The organism is Halodesulfovibrio oceani subsp. galateae (genome assembly GCF_055397225.1).
Window position 1 is genome coordinate 3,896,225 of sequence record NZ_AP042453.1, and the last position, 26,337, is coordinate 3,922,561.

General features: G+C 45.5%; 23 protein-coding genes. 13 read left to right on the top strand and 10 right to left on the bottom strand.

Features of this window, described 5'->3' with window-relative positions:
• Positions 1-36: 36 nt before the first annotated feature.
• Both ACZ5V1_RS17040 and ACZ5V1_RS17045 read left to right on the top strand, forming a co-directional pair.
• Positions 37-1,005: a hypothetical protein gene (locus ACZ5V1_RS17040; RefSeq protein ID WP_464389868.1), complete on the top strand. Its 969-nt coding sequence runs from the start codon at positions 37-39 to the stop codon at positions 1,003-1,005.
• 217 nt (positions 1,006-1,222) lie between these two features.
• Complete coding sequence (locus ACZ5V1_RS17045) at positions 1,223-1,963, top strand: methyltransferase domain-containing protein (protein ID WP_464389869.1); 741 nt, start codon at positions 1,223-1,225, stop codon at positions 1,961-1,963.
• 51 nt (positions 1,964-2,014) lie between these two features.
• Here the strand turns inward: ACZ5V1_RS17045 and ACZ5V1_RS17050 are convergent, their stop codons facing one another.
• Together ACZ5V1_RS17050 and ACZ5V1_RS17055 are read right to left on the bottom strand one after the other, a co-directional pair.
• Positions 2,015-2,677, bottom strand: a complete 663-nt coding sequence (locus ACZ5V1_RS17050) for a hypothetical protein (protein WP_464389870.1) — start codon at positions 2,675-2,677, stop codon at positions 2,015-2,017.
• Between the two features lie 624 nt (positions 2,678-3,301).
• Positions 3,302-3,793, bottom strand: coding sequence for a hypothetical protein (locus ACZ5V1_RS17055; RefSeq protein WP_464389871.1), 492 nt, complete (start codon positions 3,791-3,793; stop codon positions 3,302-3,304).
• A 424-nt stretch (positions 3,794-4,217) separates the two neighbouring features.
• On the opposite strand from ACZ5V1_RS17055, the gene ACZ5V1_RS17060 reads away from it, so the two are divergent.
• The 11 genes from ACZ5V1_RS17060 (at position 4,218) to ACZ5V1_RS17110 (ending at position 17,306) form a co-directional block, all read left to right on the top strand.
• A complete protein-coding gene (locus ACZ5V1_RS17060) occupies positions 4,218-6,077 on the top strand; it encodes an ATP-binding protein (RefSeq protein WP_464389872.1) in 1,860 nt (619 codons plus the stop codon).
• Positions 6,077-7,456 (top strand): sigma-54-dependent transcriptional regulator, encoded by a 1,380-nt coding sequence (locus ACZ5V1_RS17065; protein WP_464389873.1) that lies wholly within the window; start codon positions 6,077-6,079, stop codon positions 7,454-7,456. The genes ACZ5V1_RS17060 and ACZ5V1_RS17065 overlap by 1 nt, the downstream gene beginning before the upstream one ends.
• Positions 7,457-7,829: 373 nt before the next feature.
• On the top strand, positions 7,830-8,633 hold the full coding sequence (locus ACZ5V1_RS17070) for an ion transporter (protein ID WP_464389874.1): 804 nt from the start codon (positions 7,830-7,832) through the stop codon (positions 8,631-8,633).
• Between the two features lie 327 nt (positions 8,634-8,960).
• Entirely contained in the window at positions 8,961-10,316 is a 1,356-nt protein-coding gene (locus ACZ5V1_RS17075) for a tetratricopeptide repeat protein (protein WP_464389875.1), read from the top strand.
• Between the two features lie 250 nt (positions 10,317-10,566).
• Positions 10,567-11,739, top strand: coding sequence for a homocysteine biosynthesis protein (locus tag ACZ5V1_RS17080; RefSeq protein ID WP_464389876.1), 1,173 nt, complete (start codon positions 10,567-10,569; stop codon positions 11,737-11,739).
• Entirely contained in the window at positions 11,733-12,539 is an 807-nt protein-coding gene (larE, locus tag ACZ5V1_RS17085; RefSeq protein ID WP_464389877.1) for an ATP-dependent sacrificial sulfur transferase LarE, read from the top strand. The genes ACZ5V1_RS17080 and larE overlap by 7 nt, the downstream gene beginning before the upstream one ends.
• A gap of 364 nt (positions 12,540-12,903) precedes the next feature.
• The gene (locus ACZ5V1_RS17090; protein ID WP_464389878.1) at positions 12,904-13,173 is read left to right on the top strand and encodes an FmdB family zinc ribbon protein; all 270 of its coding nucleotides are present in this window, start codon (positions 12,904-12,906) and stop codon (positions 13,171-13,173) included.
• Between the two features lie 82 nt (positions 13,174-13,255).
• Entirely contained in the window at positions 13,256-14,551 is a 1,296-nt protein-coding gene (gene purB / locus ACZ5V1_RS17095; RefSeq protein ID WP_464389879.1) for an adenylosuccinate lyase, read from the top strand.
• Positions 14,552-14,581: 30 nt separating this feature from the next.
• Positions 14,582-15,154, top strand: a complete 573-nt coding sequence (pyrE, locus tag ACZ5V1_RS17100) for an orotate phosphoribosyltransferase (protein WP_464389880.1) — start codon at positions 14,582-14,584, stop codon at positions 15,152-15,154.
• Positions 15,155-15,353: 199 nt separating this feature from the next.
• Positions 15,354-16,607 carry a L,D-transpeptidase family protein gene (locus tag ACZ5V1_RS17105; RefSeq protein WP_464389881.1) on the top strand — a complete coding sequence of 418 codons (1,254 nt, stop codon included), beginning with the start codon at positions 15,354-15,356 and terminating at the stop codon, positions 16,605-16,607.
• Positions 16,608-16,610: 3 nt separating this feature from the next.
• Positions 16,611-17,306: a hypothetical protein gene (locus ACZ5V1_RS17110; protein WP_464389882.1), complete on the top strand. Its 696-nt coding sequence runs from the start codon at positions 16,611-16,613 to the stop codon at positions 17,304-17,306.
• A gap of 293 nt (positions 17,307-17,599) precedes the next feature.
• Here ACZ5V1_RS17110 and ACZ5V1_RS17115 read toward each other — a convergent pair whose 3' ends face one another.
• The 8 genes from ACZ5V1_RS17115 to ACZ5V1_RS17150 form a co-directional block, all read right to left on the bottom strand.
• Positions 17,600-18,985 (bottom strand): sigma-54-dependent transcriptional regulator, encoded by a 1,386-nt coding sequence (locus tag ACZ5V1_RS17115; RefSeq protein WP_464389883.1) that lies wholly within the window; start codon positions 18,983-18,985, stop codon positions 17,600-17,602.
• A 42-nt stretch (positions 18,986-19,027) separates the two neighbouring features.
• Positions 19,028-19,966, bottom strand: a complete 939-nt coding sequence (locus ACZ5V1_RS17120; RefSeq protein ID WP_464389884.1) for a TIGR01777 family oxidoreductase — start codon at positions 19,964-19,966, stop codon at positions 19,028-19,030.
• Positions 19,967-20,020: 54 nt separating this feature from the next.
• A complete protein-coding gene (locus tag ACZ5V1_RS17125; RefSeq protein WP_464389885.1) occupies positions 20,021-22,228 on the bottom strand; it encodes a sensor histidine kinase in 2,208 nt (735 codons plus the stop codon).
• Positions 22,229-22,246: 18 nt separating this feature from the next.
• Entirely contained in the window at positions 22,247-22,834 is a 588-nt protein-coding gene (locus ACZ5V1_RS17130; RefSeq protein WP_160712248.1) for a DUF4390 domain-containing protein, read from the bottom strand.
• Between the two features lie 363 nt (positions 22,835-23,197).
• A complete protein-coding gene (gene hydF / locus ACZ5V1_RS17135) occupies positions 23,198-24,397 on the bottom strand; it encodes a [FeFe] hydrogenase H-cluster maturation GTPase HydF (protein WP_464389886.1) in 1,200 nt (399 codons plus the stop codon).
• Position 24,398: 1 nt separating this feature from the next.
• Complete coding sequence (gene hydE, locus ACZ5V1_RS17140) at positions 24,399-25,457, bottom strand: [FeFe] hydrogenase H-cluster radical SAM maturase HydE (RefSeq protein ID WP_464389887.1); 1,059 nt, start codon at positions 25,455-25,457, stop codon at positions 24,399-24,401.
• A 156-nt stretch (positions 25,458-25,613) separates the two neighbouring features.
• Positions 25,614-25,901 (bottom strand): hypothetical protein, encoded by a 288-nt coding sequence (locus ACZ5V1_RS17145; protein ID WP_464389888.1) that lies wholly within the window; start codon positions 25,899-25,901, stop codon positions 25,614-25,616.
• 2 nt (positions 25,902-25,903) lie between these two features.
• Positions 25,904-26,176 (bottom strand): hypothetical protein, encoded by a 273-nt coding sequence (locus ACZ5V1_RS17150; protein ID WP_464389889.1) that lies wholly within the window; start codon positions 26,174-26,176, stop codon positions 25,904-25,906.
• Positions 26,177-26,337 lie beyond the last annotated feature (161 nt).

Here is a 26,337-nt window from a genome sequence, read left to right on the forward strand (position 1 = left end):
GTGGTAATAGGTTTTTTTTATGAAAAGGAGTTTGCCATGGCCCGTGAACTGAGCAGTAAATTTATGAATGACTTGCACGAAAAAGGCCCTCTATATCCGTTTCTTGAATTTGTTCGGAAAGACACCTCTCTGGATATGCAAATTCGTCCGGATGAGGTGCACATTTACTATAGAGGCATTGCGCTACTGATTGTTCGTTTGAGAACAGGTAAGTACGACATGCTGTTTAATCAGAATTATTTGACGAAGAGTTACCACGTAGAGCTGCCTAGTGTTGATAACACACTGATGGATGATCCAGAACGCTGGGTCGGTATCTTCGCAGAGTTGAAAACGTGTATTGACGTGTACTTATCTTGCAACGAAAAGACTGTGTACACTTGCGAAGAGCAAGTTGTTGTGAAGGATTTTTTGCAGACAGCGATGCGGGAGAATACATATTCGGCGGTTGCACCGCGGACTGATTACCATATTACAGATATTGACTGTCAGAGCTCGTTTGACTCTGGTCTTGTCATGCGCTTCGACATGCTGGGCGTATATTTGCCGACAAAGTTAGGGGCAGCAATTGATCCTGATCCGGCTCTTGCAATCTTTGCAATGCGCTTTGGTTCAATGAACCTGACCGGTCCATATGGTCTGGTTCCGTTTCTGGAAAAGCTGTTTAAACTGGTGGAAGGCACCCACGCGCTTGAACAATTAGCAGCAGAAGTGGAGAATGTGTTTTATCAGCGTAAAGAGCTGATGCTTCCGGGTAGTCAGGTCGGGGAAAAGAACGGCTTGCGCAGTATTATCAATAAAAAACCGCATCTGGTTATTAATCTGGCGAATCAGGAACCGGAAGGCTCTCATTTGGCAGAATTAATTAGCTCAAAGCATTTGCATAGCATTATACGCATGTTGCGTGACTCTGTTGATGTAAAATTTGTTCACTCTCGCTTCATGGGATACGGTATCTATCGTAGGTGCTTGTATTCCATAGAAGAGGTTGCTGAAATCTTGTAATACCGGACTCTATTATAATAGCAGTACTATTATAAGTGCCTCTACAATATTGTAGAGGCACTTTTGTTAGTGAGTACTTATCTGGGGTTTTTTGTAGAGAAACATGGACATATTTGTTTTCAACAAGGTATTATAAGCGCCAATTGTCATGGAAGAGGGCACCACAACTATATTGTGTGGTGATGCATTAACGCATAGAAACTGGAGTGCGGTGAGCATGCTAAAACCCAGTGCGGAAGTTACGCAGAAAATTACTTCTGTTGTAAAAAGAAAATATAAAAATGTTGCTGAATCTCTTACACATCAGTTCCAATATCCGACTGGAAAAGAGGGATTGCAGGGAGTACAGTATCCTGCAGAACTGATTGAATTGCTACCTGACGATGTTGCCAAGTGGTATTGCGGAGTGGGAAATCCGTTATCATTGAGTGACATCCTCCCCGGAGAACATGTTCTTGATCTGGGGTGTGGAGCCGGAGTTGATACGATTTTAGCTGCAAAGCTTGTTGAACCTTCCGGAACATCTGTCGGCGTGGATATCTCAGAAGAGATGATTCAGCGTGCGCAGAGCAATAAAGAACTTTCAGAAACAGCCAACGTTTCTTTTCAAGTCTTGGAAGACACTGCGTTGCCGTTTGATGATGCACAGTTTGATGTTGTTACAACGAATGCGATGTTGAATCTTGTAGTAGATAAAGCAGGCATTCTTAAAGAGGCGTACCGGGTTCTTAAAAAGGGCGGTAGGCTTCATGTTTCTGATCAGATTTTAGTTGGCGCAGCAATGTGCAACGAGCAGGCGGTAGACTGCTGGTTTAAATGACAAGGCGGCGCCATACCGGAAACGGAGTTTCTGGCACTGCTTGAAGAGATAGGGTTTAAACAGGTTTCAAAAATTGCAGAAACGGGCTTTAACAGCTCGGATGTAACAAATGGGATGTTGTTTTTTGCTATAAAATAATATGACCACAGCGTAGTTTAAAAAGGATGAGCACTTTGCTCATCCTTTTTTTTATTCGAATCGTACTGTTATGCCGCCACTGTAAAATGGAATAGGCTGAGCCCCCCCTTTTGGTGGAAGCACAGTAAGTAAGTCCTCTGCAAAGGTGATTGTCCCGGCAAATCTATCCCCAAGAGGGAGAGATCCGATTAGCGTAAGCGTTGGCGTGACAGAAGGTATTACCTCCAGCCCGAATGAGATGGAATCCGTATCTGTATAAATAAAAAACAGAAGCGTGTGAAATACGCCGGAGCCACCCTGTGTGCTTTGCGTGTGCACAATGTGGATACCGGAAGTTGTTATTCCCACAAGGGAGTAGCCAAACTCCTTGTCCTGTTCCTGATAGTAGACGTACGGCATAGTTTTGGTAGTGCGCACTCGTACTTCACTGAAAAATTGATTGCTGATGTTGGCGTTATGTAAGTTTATAGAGATTATCTGTGGTCCGCTGTCAGCAAGCGGTCCCTGCATCTCTTCCACAATTTTGGGATTGATGAATTCTTCTCTGTGGAAGGTGTAAAGCGCTGTCTCCCAAGTCTGGGAAACCGGCCATTCATGTATCAACTCTTTTATGACAGGAGGCGGAAGCGCTACCTGTGTTTCTGCATATGCACTGGAAAAAACAGTGCATGAAAGAAGAGCTATGCTTAAAATTACTTGTATTGTGCGAATCATAAAACACTCCTGAATCAAGAGGCTGTGTGCCCGTGTTACTCAATAACAATAACCTGTTTTCCGGTTATGTGTCCCCCCCCCAGTTGCAAGTGCATCGCCTGCGTAGCGGCTGTGTCTGTAAAAGGAATCTCTGTGATTGGCAGTCATTCTAGAATGGCGGCAAGCATGTTTTCTCCCAAGGTAACCAGCCTGCACTGGGCATCGTAATTTTTCTGCGTAATATCATTCGAAAAGTAGTTTGTAGCTTTTTCAGTATGCGCTTTGGGAATATATTAGACCAGTATTCATGTGCACAGATACAGGCGCAGGCAGGGATATCGGTAAAACAGAAAGCCCCTGACCGGGAAAGTCAGGGGCACTGAAATTGTGTATGTGGCAATAGGGAAAGTGGATTATGGTAATCGGCTTGTACAAGCCCTTCACTCTCCCCCCGCTGCGGTGCGATTACCAATACCGTCGCAGGGAGATGCACCTTCGGTGCACGAGTGAAGAACAAACCGTATTATCGAAACTCCTGCTCAACTTTGCAGTGAGGTAGTGTAGTAATGAACCGTTAAGGTTCACAGATGTGCAGCAACAGGCCTGCTGGTTGCATAGCCTGCGCTGTTGCTGCAATCCGTTTCTTTAGTCGAAGAGCTTCGAGAAGAAGCCCTTCGATTTAGGGGTGCTGTCATCTGTTTTCTGAGAATCTTCTGTTGCGGTATCAGTATCAGTGTCAGCGGTTCGGAACGCATCGTTTTTATCAATCCAGCTTTTGGAGGGGATGAAGCCGTACTTTTTCATCATTCCCTCTTCGAACACAACACGCTCTGCATGCAGCTTGGCGCGGAGTTCCTTCATGGCGTTCACGATCTTTTGAATATCATTAACTTCGGCATTCGGATTATTAGTGAGTGCCCGAAGCATAGTTTTTTTTGCCCATAATTCTTCACGAATCGGGCGGGTCTTTTCTGCGTACGCCTTACTACGTTGGTACACTTCTTTTTGCCGAGTAGCAGATAGCTCTACTTCAGTAGCTATTGCTTTTTCGTGCTCAGCAATTTCAGTGGCGTCGGCTATAGTGCCGCTGACGATTGAGAATACAAGAATGAGTGCAATGAAAAGACGAATAGTCATAGTTGAAATCCTCATATGTAAAAATGCAAAACTGGTATGATAATGAGCAGGAAAAAAGGTTTTGCACTGAATATTTTTTAGGGCGTAGCGTCACGTTTCCTGAAAACAATTTTGTTGCCATACAATGAGAGGGTGAACTCATTATAGTGACGCTACGCTCTATACGCTTCAGCAGCCAGTCGGGGGAGCTAGCTTGCTTACAGTTCTCTATTAGCAACCTGCGTGCCAAAAGTTACCGATTTAAATTTTGTCTTGTATTACGGGTAAATAAAAAATGTAGTGCTATTTCCTGTATATCGGGGTAGAGACGCTATGTATAAAATCTTTACGTTTTGTCGAGAACGTAAAGAAATTGAACGAAAAAAATCATAATAGCATAAAATAATACGTTTTTATGCATAATAGGCTTGGAGAACAGGGCGCTATGCGTTCAAAAAATACACGAAACGACACTTCATCGAGCAGGCTGCTCTCACCATATTGCATAGTAGGCGTTATCCTGCTTGTGGGATTGGGCGTAGCTTTTCTCACTTACAACTCCATTCAACAGAATACGAAAGAGTATGTGCGCCTATACGAAGATAAAGGGGCATCTCTTATTACGTCTGTAGAGGCGGGAGTACGTACGGACTTGCGGAGCATGAACTCCACAATCCGGCTAAAACTCTTGCTTGACGAAATGGCAGACCGTCCGGAAATTTTCTTTATCGCAATCACATTTAGTGACGGCACCATCATGCAGAGCAGCTTTACCAAAGGGCAGCAACGTATGGAGGCGCAATTTTTACGGCGTATCGCCTTAGTGCGTGCAGGAGAAAAGGGACGTTCAACCATTTATAACGCAAACCAACGCCAAATTTTTCTAGCTTACAGAGAGTTCTCTCCGCTAACACGCAAGGAAATTTGGAAAAAACTGCGAAAAGAGCCGACACTGAAACCTCTCAAACGGTTCCTGAAGGTCTTCCAGAAGAAAAAAGATTCACCGCTAGCTGTCGCCCCCGTGGAGAGGAAGGTCGATACGCAGAACCTTGCAAAAGAAGTAAGTTCCCTTCTTGGAACAACAGATGAAGATAAAGAACAACCAGTCATTTATGTGGGACTGGATGCCCGCCCGCTTCGTGAGTTGCAGCGTACCAGTACTGTTCAAACCGTTGTCACAAGCAGCAGTGTGCTCATATTGGCGGTTGTAGGATTCCTATCATTATATTGGGCGCACCGTGCTCAGCTCTCACGTCGAAAAGCTGGACGTAGTCAGGCTATGGTGCAGGAAGTTATGTACAACCTGCCGGATGGACTGATTGTGACTGACAGTAACGATCAGATCGTCTACATGAACGAATTGAGCAGAATTCTTTTGCACTGTGACGGTGATATCACCGCAGGGCTTGATGCTGCACAGGTGTTGTTGCCTGATCTTGTGCCGTACTATCTTAGGGCACGGGAAGGCGAATTGCGTCGCGAACAGATAATCGAACTTTCGACAGAAGCGCTGCCGCTACTACCAGTTGGGGTTACCGGCTCTGTTATTAAAGATGAGCACGATGTGATCATTGGCACTGTTTTTCTTATGCGAGATCTGCGTGAAATGCATAGCCTGCAAACAGAAGTTGAGCGTAAAGGAAAGCTTGCGGCTATCGGCTCTCTTGCTGCTGGTGTTGCGCACGAAATCCGTAACCCGCTCAGCTCCATTAAAGGTGGCGCAACGTATCTTAAGTCACAGTTCACACAGGGCAGCGCCGGAGAAAAAACAGCCACCATTGTTATTGATGAAGTAGAGCGCTTGAACCGCGTTATTACAGACTTGATAGGCCTTTCACGTCCTTCTGACTTAACGATGAAGCCTGTAGCTGTCGGGGATGTCATTGAGCATTGTACAGACTTGATTACGCAGGAAGCCGAACTCCGCGATGTACTTCTTTCAGTCTATATTCCGAAAGATACACCACATGTTTTACTGGATACGGATAGGTTTTCGCAGGTTATTCTTAATCTATGTCTTAACAGCCTTGATGCCATGGATGAAGGCGGCGACTTACAAGTTACAGTGGTGCCGGAGGCTCTCTCCATAAGCGTTATTGTAGAAGATAACGGCGAGGGGATGGATGACGAGACAAAAGAACGAATTTTTGAACCATATTTTACGACTAAATCCCATGGCACGGGGCTTGGTCTATCCGTAGTACATAAGATTATTGAAGCTCATAATGGAATTATTCGCGTGTTCTCCCATAAAGGGAAGGGCACACGATTCGTGATACAGCTACCTTGCATAGATAAGGAGTAATGATGCCAGCGCATATTCTAATTGTTGATGATGACGGTTCTCACCGCACGGTACTCCGCACTATTATTGAAGACTGGGGATACGAAGTTTCTGAGGCTCCTGATGGAGAAACAGCAGTGGCTATGACGCTGGAGCGTCCGTATGACAGCGTGCTTATGGATATCCGCATGGGCGGGATGGACGGTATTACAGCCCAGAAGCATATAGCAAAGCACAACCCCTCGATTCCTGTACTTATTATGACAGCATATTCTTCTATTAATACTGCTGTATTAGCCCTGAAACAGGGCGCATATGACTATCTTATTAAACCGCTTGATTTTGATGTGTTGCAGCTCACCATTGAGCGAATGTTGGATCATACTCGTCTTGCGGAAGAGAACCGCTCGCTGAAAGAAAAGAGCTCGGGACAAAATCAGTTCGGCATGGTTGGCAGCAGCGAACGAATGCATGAATTGGTGGAAACCATTACAACCGTAGCTCCGACGCACGCACCTATCCTAATTACAGGAGAGTCCGGCACAGGTAAGGAACTCGTTGCGAAAGCAGTATACAGCGCCAGTGGGCGCTCTAGCCAGCCTTTTGTAACGATTAACTGTGCAGCCTTGAGTGAAAGCCTGCTTGAGTCTGAATTGTTCGGGCACGAGAAAGGGGCTTTTACTGGGGCGGATAAACGTCGTGACGGTTTGTTCTGGCAAGCAGACGGCGGCACCATTTTTATGGATGAAGTGGGCGAAATCCCGCTGTCGTTGCAGGCGAAACTGTTGCGTGTATTGCAGCAGGGTGAATTGCAGCGTGTAGGTAGTGACGCTATTTTGCATGTAGATATTCGGGTAATCGCGGCAACAAACCGGGATTTGCAGGACGAGGTAGCAAACAAAACGTTCCGTGAGGATCTGTATTACCGTCTGAATGTTATTGGTCTGGAAGTTCCTTCATTGCGGGAGCGGCAGGCAGATATTCCATTGCTGGCAGAATATTTCATGGATATTTATGCAGAAAAGTACGGCAAAAAAATTGTTGGATTTTCCCCGCAGGCTATGGATGCCTTAGTGAATAATCCGTGGCAGGGAAATATTCGAGAGTTGGAAAACACCATGGAACGCGCGGTTATTATGGCCACAACTGACTATATTACCGACAGAGAGCTTCCAGCTAACTTACGAAAAGCGCTGCTTGACCAGAATGGTGAAAATAGTGACGGCGTGGATTTGCCGTTGGGTGATGTTTCGCTTGAGAGTCTTGAAAAACGCGCAGTGCAGGCAGCACTTAAAAAACATAAAAAGAAAGTGGATGCAGCCAGTGCACTCGGAATTACTCGTGCTACGTTGCATAGTAAAATTAAGAAGTATTGCCTTGAAGAGCAGAAAAAGAAGTAATTATTGTAGATAAGTTCGTGCAGCCAGCTGATATCAGCGTGAATTGCACTTGATGTTATTGAAATATTTAGAAGGCAAAATGCTCCGAAAGGTCGGCGTGTTTTGCCTTCTTTTTTATGGGGCACAACGTGGCGTACATTTAGAATGAAATGGTAGTTTATAGTAATTTTACGTGCGAACTAACGCGTGTTGAGGTGAGGGGGCTGAGAGTATTAATTTGTATAGGACATCACTTCACAAGAATAAGCACTGTGATGTCTGTGGTTTTATAGAGAGCTGTTTTCATTTTATCTAGATATGTTGAGTTAATACTGGAAGAAAACAGTATTTATGTCTTACTAAAGGAGATTACTTAACAGAGCGGTGAGAACATATGAAACGCAGATCGGTAAAGCAGATAGTATATGATACGATGTACTTGCAGGATACTCTTCTAGGAAAGGTGTTCAATATTTTCCTGGTGGCGAGTATTGTGATGTCAGTACTTGTTGTGCTTGCGTATTCAATTCCCTCTGTTGCGGCTGAATATTGGTATGCAGTAAATTATTTGGAATTTTTTTTCACGATTCTTTTTACCATAGAATACATTTTTCGAATTTGGTGCACACCGTCACCGAGAACGTATATATTCAGTGCTTTCGGTGTGATAGACTTCCTGTCTATTGCACCTACATGGATTACAATCCTCTTTCCTCTCTTCCCTTCCCTCGCGTTATTACGTCTTTTCCGCGTGTTACGTATCCTGCGTCTAGTAAAGTTATTGCAGTATTTGAACGATACGCATTTAATGGTGCAGATTTTACGTAACAGTCGACGCAGGATTGCCGTATTGTCTTTATGGATTATGGTGCTCGTAGTTATCTTCGGAACGCTTATGTACGTGATCGAAGGTCAAGAGCATGGTTTTACATCCATCCCCACCTCAATTTATTGGGCAATCGTTACATTGACTACAGTAGGTTATGGCGACATTACTCCGCAGACTGTATTAGGTAAGGCCGTTGCGGCACTTATTATGTTGATCGGGTACAGTATGATTGTGATACTCGCCGGTGTTATTTCACAAGAGTTTTCTGATGTGAAAAGGGAAATTCATGGAATGGCATGTGGTTCCTGTGGAATGAGTGGTCATGAACATGACGCTGTATATTGCAAGCATTGTGGAGCCCCACTGTAGTAGTGTTTCTATAGATGAACAGTGTGTTTTTTAGGTGTTGATACTTTAATTAACACATATTAACATGCCACGCGTGCAGTACACAAAAACAAAATTTCATCTTTCATAGAAGCAAGATACATAGATTGCTCGATTGCTGGGAAATGAACCAAAATATATACCCACGACCTTTCTTTGAGGTCACAGTGCATAGTTATCAATAGAGAATGATCGATAACGTACAGTCACTGCGGCTGTGATCTCTTACTTTACATCTGTCTTGTATATAAATGCCGTTGCTAAACTGTGACAGTATTCAGATAGAATTAGCCCCGGGTTGGAGCTCTTATGTCGATGGAAAGTGTTTTAGCTAAAATGGAATTTAGAAAGTTCGAGGCTAGCATAGTAGACTTTTTTTCCAAAAAAAATGGCTATGCTATCGTCTTGACTGAAGACACCAACTTTACAGCACTTTTGCGGCAAACACTCAACAAGCATCTTGGATTGCGAAATAAGTGTTTTTCGCAAGTGAGTACCGTTGAAGACGCCCTTAAACAAATTAGAAAAGAGCTTGCCGCCGGTAAAAAACTGTTAGTCTTTATTGAGCGTATTCATAGAGATAAAGAAATGGCCTTTCTTGTCCGCAGGATTAAGAAAGACTTTAAGCAATGCAAAGTCTTCATAACAATGACCGAAGCACCGCGTGAACAGTTTATTCTTTTGCATGAACTGGGCGCGGATAACTTTATTACTAAGCCTATTGCGATCAATACCTTTATCGAAAAAGTTGCACATAGCATCAAGCCGCAGGGTAAGATGGGACAACTTATTGATATTGCAAAGACAATGCTGGAACAGGGTGCATATGAAGATGCAGCCAAGGTCGGCAGAACAGTGCTTAACGCAAAGCCTAATTTTTCAGCAGCGCTTCTTGTTATGGGAGATGCGTATAAAGGGTTGAAAAAGTATGAGCTTGCGCACAAGTGTTATCTTGGAGCAGGGGATTCTGCCCCGTTGTTTCTTGATCCACTTAAAAAGCTTGCAGATTTATACGGTGTTGCCGGAGTGAAAAAACGGCAGCTGGATTGCCTTACAAAGTTGGATAAGATGAGTCCGCTTAACGTGGAACGCAAGCTGGACATTGGCCATATTTATGTTGAGCTTGGCAACTATGTAAGTGCGGATGTGTATTTCGAGGGAGCGCTTCGTCAGGCTAACAAAGAGGCAATAGATTATGTCGGGAACGTTTCCCAGCAGATAGCCTCCGCGTACGAAAAGCGTGATCCGGCACGGGCAGAGCAATACTTGCGTAGAGCATTGCGAGCCAAAGGTGATAATCTTGATAAGGCAGATGTGGAGACGTTCAACAGCCTTGGTATTGTGCTGCGTAAGCAGGGCAAGTGGCGCGAGGCTATTTATGAATACAAGCGGGCATTGCAGGTTTCCCGTCGAGATGAGAATTTGTACTACAACATTGCCATTGCCTCTGCGGAGGGCAAAGAGTTTGTACAGTCCTCATTGTATTTAAAGAAAGTTATCCAGTTGAACGAAGATTTTGTCCGAACAGAAACAGCCATTGCGTACAATATGGGACTCATTTTTTACAAAGCGGTCGACCATGTGATGGCTAAAATGCATTTGCAGATATGTCTTGCTATGGACCCGAATCATGCTGGCGCGAAAAAGATTTTATCACTTATGTAAATTTTGTTCTTCGAGAACGTGAAAGGCAGTCTTTTTTTCAAAGTTGTTGCAAAGTTTTTTATAGACTAGCACAACAGGTGAAATGAAGGCTGCCTTTTTTTCTTACTGAAAATAAAGGGAAATGTGCTCGAAAAGCACTACGATTCATGAGTCACATTTTTGAAAGAGCACTACTTGAGGTTATCTGCAAAAATTGATATAGAACAAATCACACCATGAAAAAGTATATCTTCCTTGAGGAGGGGCGGAAGTGGCACACACTAAAGTAAACAAAACTATTTCTGAGATTAATGAGCGAATTCGTTCCGGTAAAGCTGTTGTACTTAACGCTGAAGAAATGACTGAAGCTGTTCGTACAATGGGTAAAGAAAAGGCTGCCAAAGAGGTAGACGTTGTGACTACCGGCACATTTTCGCCAATGTGCTCATCCGGACTTCTTTTCAACATCGGGCAGCAGGAACCGCCTACCATTAAAGCATCCAAGGTCACTCTTAACGGCGTACCTGCATATGCAGGCCTTGCCGCTGTGGATGGGTATTTAGGCGCAACTGAAGCACGGGAAGATGATCCGCTTAACAAAGTCTACCCTGGTCAGTTTAACTATGGCGGCGGTAACGTAATTGAAGATCTTGTTGCCGGACGTGCAGTTACTCTGCGTGCTGAAGGCTACGGGACGGATTGTTATCCGCGTAAGCTGTATGAAAAAGATATTACCTTAAAAGACTTGCCGCATGCAGAGTTGTTCAACCCGCGTAACTGCTACCAGAACTACAATGCTGCTGTGAACCTTACCAGCCGTATCATTTACACGTACATGGGGCCGCTTAAGCCGAACATGCGCAATGTAAACTTTGCGACCGCAGGGTGCTTGTCTCCACTATTTAATGATCCTTTATTTAAAACCATCGGGCTTGGTACTCGTATCTTCCTTGGTGGCGGTATCGGCTACGTAATCGGTGCAGGTACACAGCATGTGCCTAACCCTAAACGTAACGAACGCGGAATCCCGCTTTCTCCTGCCGGAACACTGGAATTGAAAGGCGATTTAAAACAGATGGATGCAAGATACTTGCGTGGTCTCAGTTTCTTAGGGTACGGTAACACCATGAGTGTTGGTGTCGGTATTCCGATTCCGATTCTTAATGAAGAAATGGCGTGGTACACAGGAGTTGCAGACAGCGACATCCAGATGCCGGTAAAAGATTACGGGCACGATTATCCAAACGGATTACCACGAGTACTGCAGCATTGTACCTACGAAGAACTGAAATCCGGTGAAGTAGAGATAATGGGTGAAAAGGTTGAAGCTGTACCAATGACCAGCTACCCAATTTCACTTGAAATTGCAGACAAACTCAAAGAATGGATTCAAAAGGGTGAGTTTTTTTTGAGCGAACCAGTGGAAAAAATACCCGCATGGTAAATACTGCTAAACTTGAAGCCCTTGAGTCTAAACTCAAGGGCTTTTTTTCTCCCGTTCTGGCCTTTTCCGGTGGTGTAGACAGCCGTTTTCTGGCGCATGTCATGCATCGTGCGGAAATTGATTTCATGGCTGTGCATATTACTGGCGAACATGTGCCGCGTGCAGAGTCTGCAAAAGCTTTAAACTGGCTGCAAACCCATAATATTCCGTATCAGGCGTTGCGGCTTTCGCCGCTTTCTGTCCCGGAGATCGCTGCAAACGATAAAGCCCGCTGTTATCACTGCAAACGTTTGTTGTTTTCAACCATCAAAGAGATGGCGCAGGTTAACGGCGGAGATGGCGAACAGCCTATAATTCTTGATGGCACTAATGCATCTGACCTTGGTGAATATCGCCCGGGGCTGAAGGCACTGGAGGAACTGGGTATTGTCAGCCCGCTTGCTTTGTGTTCCATTACTAAAGATGAGGTGCGTACGTTGGCGGTTGCAACAGGGATGGAGCATGCTGACCAACCGGCGACACCATGTTTGCTTACGCGTTTTTCGTATGGCTCCACGCCGGACGAACAGCTTCTGCAACAGATAGAAGACTGCGAGGTTGCGCTTAAACGGTACGGCTTGCAAAATTTTAGAGTTCGAATTTTAGATGACGGATCGCAGTTGCTTCAAGTTTCAAACGCTGAAAAAGGCGTGTTGCTCAAGCACCATGAAGCCATTGAAGGAACACTGCGCAGCGCGGGGTTTGAATCCGCAAAAATACACTGTTCTGAACGGGTAAGCGGATTTTACGACCGAAAATAGAATCAGTTGCGAATCTATAGCATCACTAGACAACATAGGTCTTCTACTGTATCATCCCGACTTTCGAAAAGACCGCAAGGAGAAATATAATGGCTCATAAAAAACACGAACGTAAGAAAGAACTCGATCGTCGTCGTAAACGTCGTAAAGAAGCAACAAAACTTCGTATCAAAGAAGCTATTGCTGCTAAGAACGCATAGTTTTTTTTACGATAAATTATCGACTGCTTACAGATTCGATAATGTTTTCCAGCTGCATTTGCAGGCTGTAAAACGGCATTTTTCTTGGCAGCGGTTTCATGTTTGTTAACATTGAAGCCGCTGTTTAGCATTTTTTAAGTTTTGTTTTGTTGATGGAGGGTTTCATGCCCATTTATGAATATCGCTGTAATGCCTGCGAACAAATTTTTGAAGAATGGACTACATCCTGCTCTGAGAGCGATGAGTCCATTAAATGTCCTGTATGCGGCGGAGAAGCCGGACGTATTATTTCCAACACTACTTTTGTGCTTAAAGGTGGTGGTTGGTACGTTTCTGAGTATGGGAAAAATAGTGCGACTTCGAATCCCACTAAAAAGGACGTCCCATCCGGTTCTTCCGGATGTTCCGATTCCTCATCCTCTTCTGCATCTTGATAGATTTTTCGGCGGCCTGTATTGGCTGCCTTTTTTATGCATAGCAATCTTTAACCACAACCTTATGTAAGAGAACGCTAAAATGATCGATCGTTATACTCGCCCCGAAATGGGTCAGCTCTGGACGCTTGAAAACAAATTCCGCGTCTGGCTCGAAGTTGAAATCGCTGTTTGTGAGGCGTGGCACCGCCTTGGCGAAATCGATGATGAAAGTATGAAGCAGATTCGCGAGAAGGCCGATTTTGACGTGGACCGTATTCTTGAGATTGAGGAAACTACACGTCACGACGTGATCGCATTCCTCACTGCTGTAGAAGAAAAAGTTGGCCCAGCGGCTCGCTTTATCCACCTCGGTTGTACTTCTTCCGATATCGTGGACACAGCTAACGGCGTTCTGCTTTCCCGCGCAGGTGATATCATTCTCAAAGACTTTGAAAAAATGCTTGAGACACTGAAAACTATTGCGCACGAGAACAAAGGTCGTCTGTGCATGGGACGTACTCACGGTATTCATGCAGAGCCAACAAGCTTCGGCCTGAAAATGGCTGGCTTCTATGCAGAATTCAAACGTCATCATGAACGTTTCAAAGCTGCTGTCGAAGGCATTCGTGTAGGTAAAATTTCCGGTGCCGTAGGTACTATGGCAATGATTCCGGCGGAAGTTGAATCCATCACATGTGAAGTGCTTGGCCTTGCTGTGGACCCAATCTCCACACAGGTAATTAACCGTGATCGTTACGCTGCTTTCTTTACCGCTCTTGCTGTTGCAGCAGGTGGTATTGAGCGTCTTTGTGTTGAGCTGCGTCACTTGCAGCGCACCGAAGTGCTTGAAGCTGAAGAAGGTTTCCGCAAAGGTCAGAAAGGTTCTTCCGCGATGCCGCACAAAAAGAACCCGATTTCTGCTGAAAACCTGACTGGTCTCTCCCGTCTTGTTCGTACCAACTCTGTTTCCGCTATGGAAAACCAGGCTCTCTGGCACGAGCGTGACATCAGTCATTCTTCTGTTGAACGTGTAATTATGCCGGATACTACTATCCTCATGAACTACATGCTCAACCGTTTGTCCAACCTTGTTTCCAACCTGCGCGTTATCCCTGAAAACATGGATCGCAACCTTGTTGGTTCAATGGGACTCTTCTTCTCTCAGCGTGTACTCCTCGCTCTTGTTGAATCCGGCATGGGTCGTCAGGATGCGTATGTAATGGTGCAGAAATGCGCTATGGAAAGCTGGGATACTAAGCAGCTGTTTGAAGAACTCGTTCGAAAAGATCCAGAAATCAGTGCACGCGTTGCATCTGACAAAATGGATGAAATCTTTGATGCAAGCTACTACCTGCGTCATGAAGATTTAATTTTCGGCCGCGTATTCAATTCTTAGATTTATAGATAAAAAATTATGGAGCGGAAAATGGCAGAACTCAAACAACGTCTTGCAAAACTTCTTTTCGAGAAGTCTTATAAGGAAGGGGATTTCACTCTCGCCTCAGGTAAGAAGAGTGATTACTACTTTGACTGCCGTCAGACCGCTCTGCACCCTGAAGGTGCATGGTTGATCGGTAACCTTTTTTACGAATTGATTTCCGGCCTTGAGAATGTTGCGGAAGTAAAAGGCGTGGGCGGTATGACACTTGGTGCAGACCCGCTTGTAAGCTCTACTTCTGTTATTTCTTATGAAAAGGGCGGACACCTTCCAGCACTTATCGTGCGTAAACAGCCTAAAGGTCATGGTACCGGTCAGGGTGTTGAAGGACTCGCCAACTTTGAAGAAGGCGACGTGGTTGTTATGCTTGAAGACGTAGTAACCACTGGCGGCTCTGTTATTACTGCAATTGAACGCATTGAAGCTTCCGGCCTCAAAGTGTCTTGTGTATGTGCAGTGCTTGATCGCGATGAAGGTGGCCGTGAAGCGCTTGCAGAGCGCGGTTATAACCTTGTATCTATCTTTGATCGTAAAGAGCTTGTAGCGCTCGCTACTAGCTAACGAATTCGTTACATAGATGATATAGAGTGCCCCTATATGGGGGCACTCTTTTTTTTACACTTTTTTTATGTTACATTAGCCTGCAATTTCTTGACAAGTTTGCTTGTCTCATGTCCTTTGGCAGTTTGAATTTACAATTCGTACAACCCTCATACTAATCACGGTATGCGGGGGGATTTTCTTCGAAATAAGGATGTTCATGCGCTTGTTTTCGTACTTATTTTTGATCTGCATGTGTCTTAGCATTCCTGTTGTTCCTGCTTATGCAGGTTGGCAGGCTTATGTTTCTCAAGAATCCGCAAAACTCCCCATGCTCGTAACTGTCGATAAATCCAGTCAATCTGCTCAATTTTTTGGTCAGAAAGCCAGCGAACTCGCGTCCAATAAGGTTCCTTGCAGTTCCGGACAGGTAAAAGGCGATAAACAACGTGAGGGAGATAAAAAAACTCCTGAAGGCATTTACTTTGTAGAAAAGCGCCGTACAAGCGGGTTAGATTACGCATTGTATGGTGATGAAGCATATACTCTCAATTATCCCAACCCAGTAGATAAACTTCGTAAGAAGGACGGGTATGGTATTTGGATTCATGGAAGAGGTACTCCTATTGTTCCAAGAGAGACAAAAGGATGTATTGCGTTAAACAATCCGGATATTGCAGACCTAAATACTAAGGTAACAATTAATACACCTGTGATTTTGGCCGAACAGGTTGTACCGTACTTTCGTGCCGGTCCTGAATTTGTGGAACTGAAAGCAAAAACACAGCAGTGGCTTGCCGCATGGCAGAATCGCACTCCTGAATTTCTGCAAATGTTCTCTCCCGAGGCGTATTCAAAGAGTATGAATGAATCTTTTTCTTCCTTTACAGAAAGAAAAAAGCGTCTTTTTTCTCGCCTGCCTTGGATTATTACATGGGCAAATGACGTCAATGTACTTCAAGGACCTGACTACTGGGTTACATGGTTCGATCAGTACTATAGGGCTCCAAACCTTGTCTCTCAAGGTGTTCGCCGTTTATACTGGCAAAAGAACGATGCCGGTGAGTTCAAAATCGTTGGTATGGAATGGAAAGAGAGGAAAATCGGTATAGAAAAGGCGTACCTTGACGCTGTGGCTGCAAATGTGCATAACTTTCTTGATGATTGGGTCACCGACTGGCAAAACGGGGCAATCGAGGGATATATCAGCAAGTATGCGGCCAATGCGGTACAAGGTTCGCGGCGAGGTTCAGATTCCATAGCAAAACAAAAACGTGTGTTATGGGAACAGAAAAAGCCTGCTAAGATTATGCTTTCTGACGTCAAAATGAAGATGTCACGGCGGGGGCTTGAAGTAAGCATAAATCAATACTATGAAGATAGTACCGGATATTCAGACCAAGGACGAAAGACACTGGTCTTACTGCCAAAAGGTGACCATTGGGTCATTGTAAGTGAAGAGTGGAGATCCTAATAGATGAGTGAAAAGTATAGTGTCCTCATAATGCGTGATGATACAAACGTACGACGATACAGGGTGAGTTCGTCTAGCTTACGAATGCTTTTGGTCGTTTTGTTCTGCGTGGTGTTAGTGGCAGCATGCGGAATTTTCACGAGCTTATCACTCTGGGAAAAGAATACCGCCCTCATGAATCAACGTCATGGCGTGCAAAAAGAATTACGCGATTTGAAAGTGTATGTTGAACGCCTTGAGAATATCGAACAAATTTTACAATCCAACGATCCTGAAGAACTTCAGGCATTGTTCTCTTCTATGAGCGTGGCAGCTTCAACAGAACTACCACCGCCAATCGATCTTTCTTCTATTCTCAAAATAGTTGATACAGACCTTGTTGAAGTTACCAACCTGAAGCTGCAAAGAGCTACAGGTGGGAACATGCGTCTGTCCCTTAAGCTCGATAATAAAAATGCTAAAGGCAACATCCGTGGCTCCATTGTACTTTCTTTGATCTCAAAAGAGGGCAAGGTGGTTGTTATTGATGCCAATCAAAAGGATATGAACTTTAGCATTAACCGCTTTAAGCGAATCGTGACTACTTTCGAAGTGCCGGAAGCCATGCTTTTGAATGAAGCTTATGCACTGCAAGTGAGTATTACAAAAAACAAAACTACGCTGTTGCAACGAATCTATCCTATTAGAGAGCTCATGTAGATTAGCCAGCAAAACTGTTCTTGTTACTTTACTTACAACTTGTCATGCAGACGAGATATAAGGCGTAAGCAACGAGTTACTGTGTAAGCACAAAATTTGAATAAAAAAGGGTGGAGTTAAAAACTCCACCCTTTTTGCGTACTTTGTAGGTCAGTTGATTCAGGACATGGCTAGCCGCATGCCGTAACGGCTAACGAGGCTTCCTTTGTGTGCTTAAATGGTATGCCTTGCCTTCTCGGAATCAGAAGAAAGTGTAAATCTGTAAGCTGTAGTACCCAAAAGATGAAGGGGCGTTATTCAGATTGAATATTATACGACCGGAGCTTGCGATACAGGTAGCTGCGTTCCAGCCCGATTGCTTCTGCAAGCCGTGTGATGTTGCCGTCGTACTCTTTGAGTTTGGCTTCGAGGAATGCGGCTTCAAAGTGGTTGCGAGCTTCTTTAAAGTCTACTGAGCCACCGGATATGAGCTGTTCTCCTCCGGATGATGGTTGCGGCATGAACTGAAGAAATTCCGGCGGGAGAAGCTTGGTGGTAATGGTCTGTCCACCGTACATGATGAGCATGCGTTCCACAAAGTTCTTAAGTTCTCGTACGTTGCCCGGCCAGCCATATTGGAGCAGGGCGGTTGTTGCGTCTTCATCGAAGTCGAGAGGCTTAAAGCCGTGCTCAGCCACAAGGGCTGTAATGAAATTTTGAATAAGCAATGTGATGTCGGAACCGCGCACACGAAGTGGCGGAACGTATATCGGAAATACACGTAAGCGATAGTACAAATCTTCGCGGAAGTTGCCTTCACGAATTTCGTCTTCTAACGTTTTGTTTGTTGCCGCAATAACCCGAACATTTACCTTGATGGTTTTGTTGCCGCCAACACGTTCGAAAGCCTGCTCTTGAAGGATACGCAGGATTTTAGCCTGCGTTTTCATGCTCATGTCGCCGATTTCGTCAAGGAAGAGAGTGCCGTTGTCAGCCATTTCAAACTTGCCGGTTTTAGACTGGTCTGCACCGGTAAATGCGCCACGTTCGTGCCCGAATAGTTCAGATTCGATAAGCTCTTCCGGTATTGCTGCGCAGTTTACTGCGACGAGTGGGTTATCCGCTCTGCGTGAATGTGCATGAATGGAACGTGCGGCAATTTCTTTACCAGTGCCGTTCTCACCGGTGATAAGCACCCATGCGTCAGTTGGTGCCACGCGTTCAATTTGCTCGCGTAAATCAACCACTGGAGGGGATTCTCCGGTAATCTCTACTGTTTGTTCTATGCGGATTCGTGACTTGAGGGCGAGGTTTTCTTTACGCAGATTCTGAAATTCGAGTGCCTTGTCGGCAGCAATAACAACTTTTTCCAGAGAAAGCGGCTTTTCGATAAAGTCGTGCGCGCCGTATTTGATGGCGTTAACGGCTGTTTCAATATTGCCATGCCCTGAGATCATGATGACGGGGAGTGTCTTGTCGTGCTGTTTGATATTCGTGAGCACCTGCATGCCGTCCATCCCCGGAAGCCAGATATCTAGAAAAACAAGATCGGGAGCTAGTTCTTTAACGGCTTCTAGTCCAAGCTCGCCGCTTTCTGCTTCGTCTACAGTGTAATTTTCATCTTCCAGAATGCCGCGCAGTGAGAAGCGGATTCCCTCTTCATCATCAATAATCAATATTCGAGCCTTGGACTGAGGCATAAGAGCTCCATGGGGTAAGTAAACTGAAAAGAAAGTGTGCGCCTAACGACGGAGTATATTGGCAAGCGCCTCATCCAGCATCGGGTACGAAAAGCAGAAGCCGGATTCGAGAAGTTTTTCTGGTAACACGCGCTGCCCTTGCAGAATAAGTTCTTCTGCCATTTCACCAAGAGCCATACGCAAAACAGGAGCCGGAACACGCAACCATGAAGGTTTCCCCATAACAGCACCGAGGGTTTTACAAAAAACATCCATGGTTTCTGGATACGGGGACGTAAGGTTGATTGCGCCAGTGCAGCTTGGGGTCTTCATAATGTGTATTATGGCATCGACCTGATCTTGGATGTGAATCCATGACATAACCTGCTTGCCGCTACCTAATGGACCACCTGCGCCGAATCGGAATGGTGGAATAAATTTTTGCAGAACCCCGCCGTTACCGAGAACCAGACCGGTTCGGATAATAACTCTTCTAGTTCCGCTCACGTCCATGCAGGCAGTGGAATCTTCCCACTCCTTACATACAGACGCAAGAAACCCCTGACCAGCTGGACTGTCTTCAGTCACATAACTTTCTTCAGGGGAAGTCGGTTTTGATCCGTAAAATCCTATTGCCGAGCTTTGAATAACAACTCTCGGCTTCTCTTCAAGCAAGGAAACAGCTTTACATAGGGCATGACCGGCAGAGATTCGCGAATCGCGGATCTCTTCCTTCCGTTCTTCCGTCCAGCGCCCTGCTGAAATATTTGAGCCGATTAAGTTGATAACTGCATCGGCTGCTTTAATATGTGTTGCCAATTGCTCGGGGTTTTTTCCGTCCCATAACGCAAAATCAACATGGAAGGAGTGTCCCTCTGGGATGAGGTATCTACCATGCTCAGGATTACGGGATGTTACAACCACGTGAATATCATTTTCGAGCAGACGGCTTGTAAGTGCTCTGCCTATAAAACCCGAACCACCAAGAAGTACAGCACGCATGTTTCTTGCTCCCGTCTGGGGTTGGAACGTTTTCTAATTTTGAATGCGCTATTGTTATACCACAGGAAGCTCTACCGTGACAATGGTTCCACCGTGTTCAGGACTGTTAGCACGCACATACCCCCGATGGTCACTGATGATAGATTTAACGATGGTTAAACCGAGACCTGTGCCACCTTTTTTGTGGGAGAAATATGGCTCAAATAAACGTGACCGCTCCTCCTGAGTAAGGCCGGGGCCGTTGTCTTCCACATCAATACGCACAAGCTCTAAATCTTGTTTATATTCAAGGGTAACGGTAACAGTTGCGTTATCCTTGTTGGTAAGAATCTCTGCCGCATTGGACATAACGTTTAAAAATACGCGTTTCAGAGCTGAGCTGTCCATTTGAATGACCGGAATGTCGTTCATTCGCTGATAATTCCAGCTGATTTTACTATGCGAGTTTTTGTACAGAGTTACAAGCTCTTGAAGTAGCGGATCAATATGTCCCGGTGCGAGCATTACTTCTGGAAGTTTTGCAAAAGCTGAGAATTCCTGCACCATGTTTTGCAGCTCTTCAACCTCTTTCACGATAAGGCTGGTACACTGACTGAATGCTGGCTCTTCGATTTGCTTGCCGTATTTGCGTTGCAGACGCTGGGCTGAAAGCTTGATCGGCGTGAGCGGGTTTTTGATTTCATGCGCAATGCGGCGCGCAACTTCTCGCCACGCAGCCATACGCTGCATTTTTTCAAGTTCTGTAATATCTTCAATTACCGCTACAAAGCCGAACTGGTCGCTGTCGTGTGCAGGCAGTCCAATAGCACTGAGAAGCAATTTAAGCTCTCTCCCGCCAATGTTTACGGCAATTTCACGCTTCCATGGTGCTTCAGGTGACTTTTGGAAATGGGTAACAAGCTCACCCACAAGTTCACCTTCAACACGGCTTCGGAGGAGCGTACGGACGTTCCACCCGATAAGTGCTTGAGCAGAAACGCCAAACATGCTGGCAGCAGCTTTGTTGATTGTAGAAATTTGTCCAAGAGAATCAACGGAAACTACACCCGCAGCAGTGTTATCGAGCACTGCCTCAATGTAGCGGTTACGTTGCTCTTTATCGAGATTCTGTCTTTCAAGCTTAGTATTCGCATCTGTGATGCTGTTACGGCTATGCTCCAAGTCTCCGGCCATGCGGTTAAATGAGGCCACAAGAACACCAAGTTCGTCATTTGATGTATCTTCAAGACGTACAGATAAGTCGCCTTTAGAGATGCGTTCAGTCGCTTTACCAAGGGCAAGGATTGGCTCAACAAGCTCTTTAGCAAGGCGGAAACCGAACCACATGGCTCCAAGGATAATAAGCAGGGTAACTACACCCAGAATGAAATAGAGCGTAATTTTAAGCGGACGTTTGAGGGTTCTCAGCTTTTTGTATTCGTCGAGACCGCGAACAATACGATCGAGCTTGAACATCGTATCTTTACCGATACTGCGAACAAGGACGAGATAGCCGGTTTTGCCTTCATCAACAGGCATAACCCCTACCGCGTAGTCAGAGGCGGCACCCGGCCAGATAAGTGACCAGAAGCGTGGGTTTTTTTCCAAGTTGCCCCAGTTAATGCGGCTTTTGGTTTCGTCCCATACTTTTTCAATACCTTTTCTGCCGTGCCAGTTCTGTTCAGTGCGCTTCGGAGTCATAACGCCCACAACGGTAAGGTTGTATTCGGAACGTTTCTCCTGAAGGAAACTGTCCATGCCTTTACCGCCCCACGCAAAGTTGCGCTTGCGGATTTGCCCGATAATATTGGTACTGAAGTGTTCGAGGTCGTTCAGGGAGTCTGCATAGAAGGCCTGTCCGATATCCAGCGCTGTCTCCATGGACGTTTCAACTTGGTTTTTAAACCAATAGTCCACAGATGTTTGTACAAACTGCGTACTGATGACGAACATGAGCGCTGTAGGAATAAGGGAAAGGCACATGAATACAAGTACAAGACGCGTTCGTAAATGCGAGCCCAGTACCTTACGGCGGCGTTCCAGAATAAGTTTTACTCCGTTACGCAGAACGATAAAGAGAATAAGCAGAACGAGGATAAAGTTTAGGTTGAACAAGGCGAGGAAAAAGTAAGAATCCACGCCAAGATATTTAAGCTCTATCCATGTGAGGGTAATAATAACAAGAAAAACTACAGCCGCGACAATGAGTTCGCGCTTACGACGTTTCTTCTCGCGCGCATCGATTGCGTTGACTATAATTGTTCCCTGATCATTAGGGGTCATAGACCTTCCTGCGTACTATCAGTACGTAAAATCCGTTGAATATTGAATTGGGGGTGCAGGATCCCATGACCAGAAGAAGAATGATTTGGTGAGCCACTCCGGTACGTCGGTGTTAACCATCTCGACGTTGAGTGTAACTCTATATTCGTTACCGGAAGTCATTAAGGTCGTGCTTCCCACCGGAAGAGATATGGATTTCCATGCCCCATCAAGCAATTTGCGCAGACTTTTGTTTCTGTGCGGTGCTTTGTTGTCCGGAAGGGTGAGAAAATATTCTTTGGTGAGTGTATCGTAGTAGAGAGTGCTTGTAATAGTTGTTTCGGCTAAACTCTTTCTAAACCAATATGAGCGGGGTCGGGATAAGCGTACATGGCAGTTTAGTTCTACCTGTACACCTTCATTCAGTAATACCCGAAGTTGGTTAAGCTGAGTAACACCAACACCAAAATTGAGCATCAATGCGCCATCGGTTTCAGAAATACGAAAAGCAGTAAGTCGCATTTCCTGAGATGTGGCGTGAGCAGGGGATGGCAGTGTCGCACAAAATAGGCAGAGCGCCAAGGCGGAGAACAGGAAAGTGCGTATGGAATATGATACTCGAGTCATAGAGTCTCTGCTTGAGTTAGGGTCAATTTGATCGCATTTGAATCTGCCGGATTTTGGCATACTGTCCAGCTATTTGCAAGCTGTCAGAGGGAATAATGACTACTATTTATTTCAATGTGATAGCATAGGAAATTTTTGTAAAGGTGCCGATGCAGTAATAGATAAAAACATATCTTATTACGGTAGAGAGGACATCTTTTTTTGATGTAATAATATAGCGGTAGTAAGTTAGTTACTTACAGAAATACTGTTATTGCCATCGGGGTGACGTGGAATATCATTCTTAGGGTAGAGTTTTACTGTCGAATATAGAAAATCCCCCGCATGGCGAATAACTATGCGGGGGATTTTATGAACGTATGACTAAATGCCAAGCGGTCGAATCACTCGTTCAAGCACGCCCTGTACTTTTGAAATGGCAACACCATAGTTGGTTGCCGGTACATTGTGTGCGTTGAGATCGCGGATGCGTCGCATCATTTCAGATCGATTGGACATGCAGCCCCCGCACATAATGGCGAGGCTGTAGTCATTTAGATTATCCGGTAAATCGTTACCCGCAAAGAGTTCGAAGGTAAGGTCCTTACCAGTGTATTGTTTAATCCAGTTAGGAATTTTTACGCGTCCGATGTCATCATCCACCGCGTGGTGCGAGCAGGATTCATACATAAGAACTTTGTCACCGTCTTTCAGGTTATCTATCGACGATGCCCCGTGTACAAGCTTGGGCAGATCTCCCTTGTATCGGGCAAAGAGAGTGGAAAAGGTTGTAAGCGGAATTGAATCCGGTACGATCTCTGCCACCTGATGGATAACTTGTGAATCTGTGACCACAAGAGCCGGAGGTTCTGAAAGCGCATTGAGCGCAGCAGGAAGCTCCGTTTCTTTAACTGTAAGTGCCAGAGCGTTTGCATCCAGTACATCGCGCAGTACTTGAACCTGCGGCAAGATGAGACGCCCTTTGGGCGTAGCTCCATCAATAGGAGCGACAAGCAGTACTGTTTGAGCAGGAGCGATCATGTCACTTACCAGCAGGGGATCTTCAATGAGCTCTTTAGGAGCGGTTGCGATAATGAACCGCTTCAGCTCGTCAATGTTTTCACCTGTGGTCGCTGAAACTGTTACGATGGAATGTCCGGAACAGGCTCGTAAATCTTCCCGCGACGGTGTCGCAAGGTCGGACTTGTTGAAGACAACAATAACAGGAAGATTCATTTCAGTAAGCTCGTTGAGCAGACGTTTTTCTTCCTGTTGCATGCCTTGTTCTGTCACCACAAGAATACCGATGTCTGTACGGCGCAGCACTTTACGTGTCGCAGCCATGCGTTGCAGGCCGATAGTACCGTAGTCATCCAGTCCGGCTGTGTCGAAAAACGTCACAGGGCCTATGGGATGCAGTTCGTAATGTTTGCCTACAGGGTCTGTAGTGGTGCCGGGGTGACCGGAAACAATAGCAACTTCTTGATCTACAAGTGCGTTGATGAGAGCAGATTTACCGGCGTTACGACGGCCGGTAAGAGTAATTATGAGGCGTACGCCTTTGGGAGCAGTGTTGGTATTCATACTAAATTGCCGGTTGAGCCCGGAATGTGCGTCGCATGCTGGAGCCAGCTTGGGTGCTGAGAGTAAACCCTGCTTCCTGAACTCTGGACTGAAGTAATTTGACGGTGGAGTTTTGCGGTAACGCAGGATCATTTTTACCGGGGTAGATAGCGTAGCGACTTCGAACAGCATCTGGCGTAATGGAAGGCATAATGACATTGGCGCCTGCATTTAAGCCCAGTATACGACCATCATTGTTTTTAACTGAACGCAAGGAGTCCAAAGCGCTTGTGGCAGGAATATTCGTTGCCGGAGCTAAGAGACGAAGAATTGCGGTAACGCGCAGACTTTCGACAAGTGTGCCTTGTTCTGCGTGACGCAATGGTGTTTGAGGATGTGGAATAAACGGCCCGCAGGCTATCATGTCCAGCCCCATTGTACTGAGGAGCAAAAGGTCGTCAGTCAGAGTTTCGTCTGTCATTCCAGGTAGCCCGATAATAATACCTGAGCCGGTTTCGTAACCGAGACGCTGTAGTGATTCTATGCGGTTCAGTCTATCGTACAGATGTTGTCCCGGCCTGTAGAGGCTGTGGAGATCTGTATCGGTGGTTTCTATTTTAAGTAGATACCTGTCTGCGCCGCTGTCACGCCATAGTCTGTAGACATCGTCCGGATGGTCACCAAGAGAAAGTGTTACTGCCAGATTGTATTTCTCTTTAATGGCGCGGACAACAGTGTAAATAAAGTGAGGGTTTACGTCGTCGTCTTCTCCGGCTTGCAGAACAATTGTTCCCATTCCCATTGCGGCAGCATTATCTACAGCCTGCATTATTTCATCATGGGTTAGCCGGTAGCGTAGAAGGTCTGTGTTGCTGTTGCGAAGTCCGCAATAGTGACAATTTTTTCTACAATGTGACGAAAACTCAATGATTCCCCGTTGGTACACAGTGCTGTTAAACAATGCTCGAGCAGTGGCTGTTGCAGCTGTAAACAGGGAATTGTCTGTGTCGCTGAAGGATGTGCCTTCTTGTGCGACTGGACTCTTCAAAATCTCAATAATCTCATTACGTGTTAAAGACATGTAAAAAACTTCCTTAAAGAATAGCAGTTGCGCGCTGCTAGGATTGCCCACACCCTAAGATGTAAGGTGGCGGCTGAAGCATGTAACTGAAGTGCTGCGGACGTATAGCAATAACGTGCCGTACTATGCGTCTGGAACAGACAGCAAAGTCAGTTGCTACAGGTAGAGGTCACGTTCTCCCTGTTCGATGCGCTGAAGGCGGGATTCCACGACAGAGCGTCTGTCCTTGGGACAGTTTTCTACCTCGTTATTGATGCAGGCTTTGCCTGCTTTACGGGTAGATTCTGTTGCGTAATCCTCTAAATATTCCTGGAAAGTCAGGAGCGAATTCGGCAGACAATATTGCTGAATAAATCCCCGTTTAGCCAGATCCATGAAGTGTTCGCCAGTTCTGCCAAGGCGATAGCATGTTGTACACCATGAAGAAAGATATCCTGCATCCACGACTAATCGCGGATAACTTCATCTAAACTTCGGTTGTTACTGATGCAAAGTTGTTGCACTTCAGGCCGGTCAAATTCAGGGTCACTGTACGCGCCAGGATAGGTGCGAGAGCCAGCGCTAATTTGCGATACACCGATATCAAGTAATTCTCGGCGTAACGCGGCTGATTCACGGGTACTCAAGATCAAACCAGTATATGGCACGGCAAGGCGCAGGATGGCAACTATTCGTTTGAAGGTCATATCGTCAATGGAGCATGGTGGATTGTACGCCATTTCTGCATTGAGCGCTGGTTCGAGCCGTGGGAAAGATATTGTGTGCGGACCTGCACCGTATGCTTATTGCAAATGGTTTTTATGAATGGGAAGGGCTTCAAAGTGTTGGTTGTGAAAGAAATTGCAGATAAAACGCCAATAATATTTGAAAAAAGTTTATA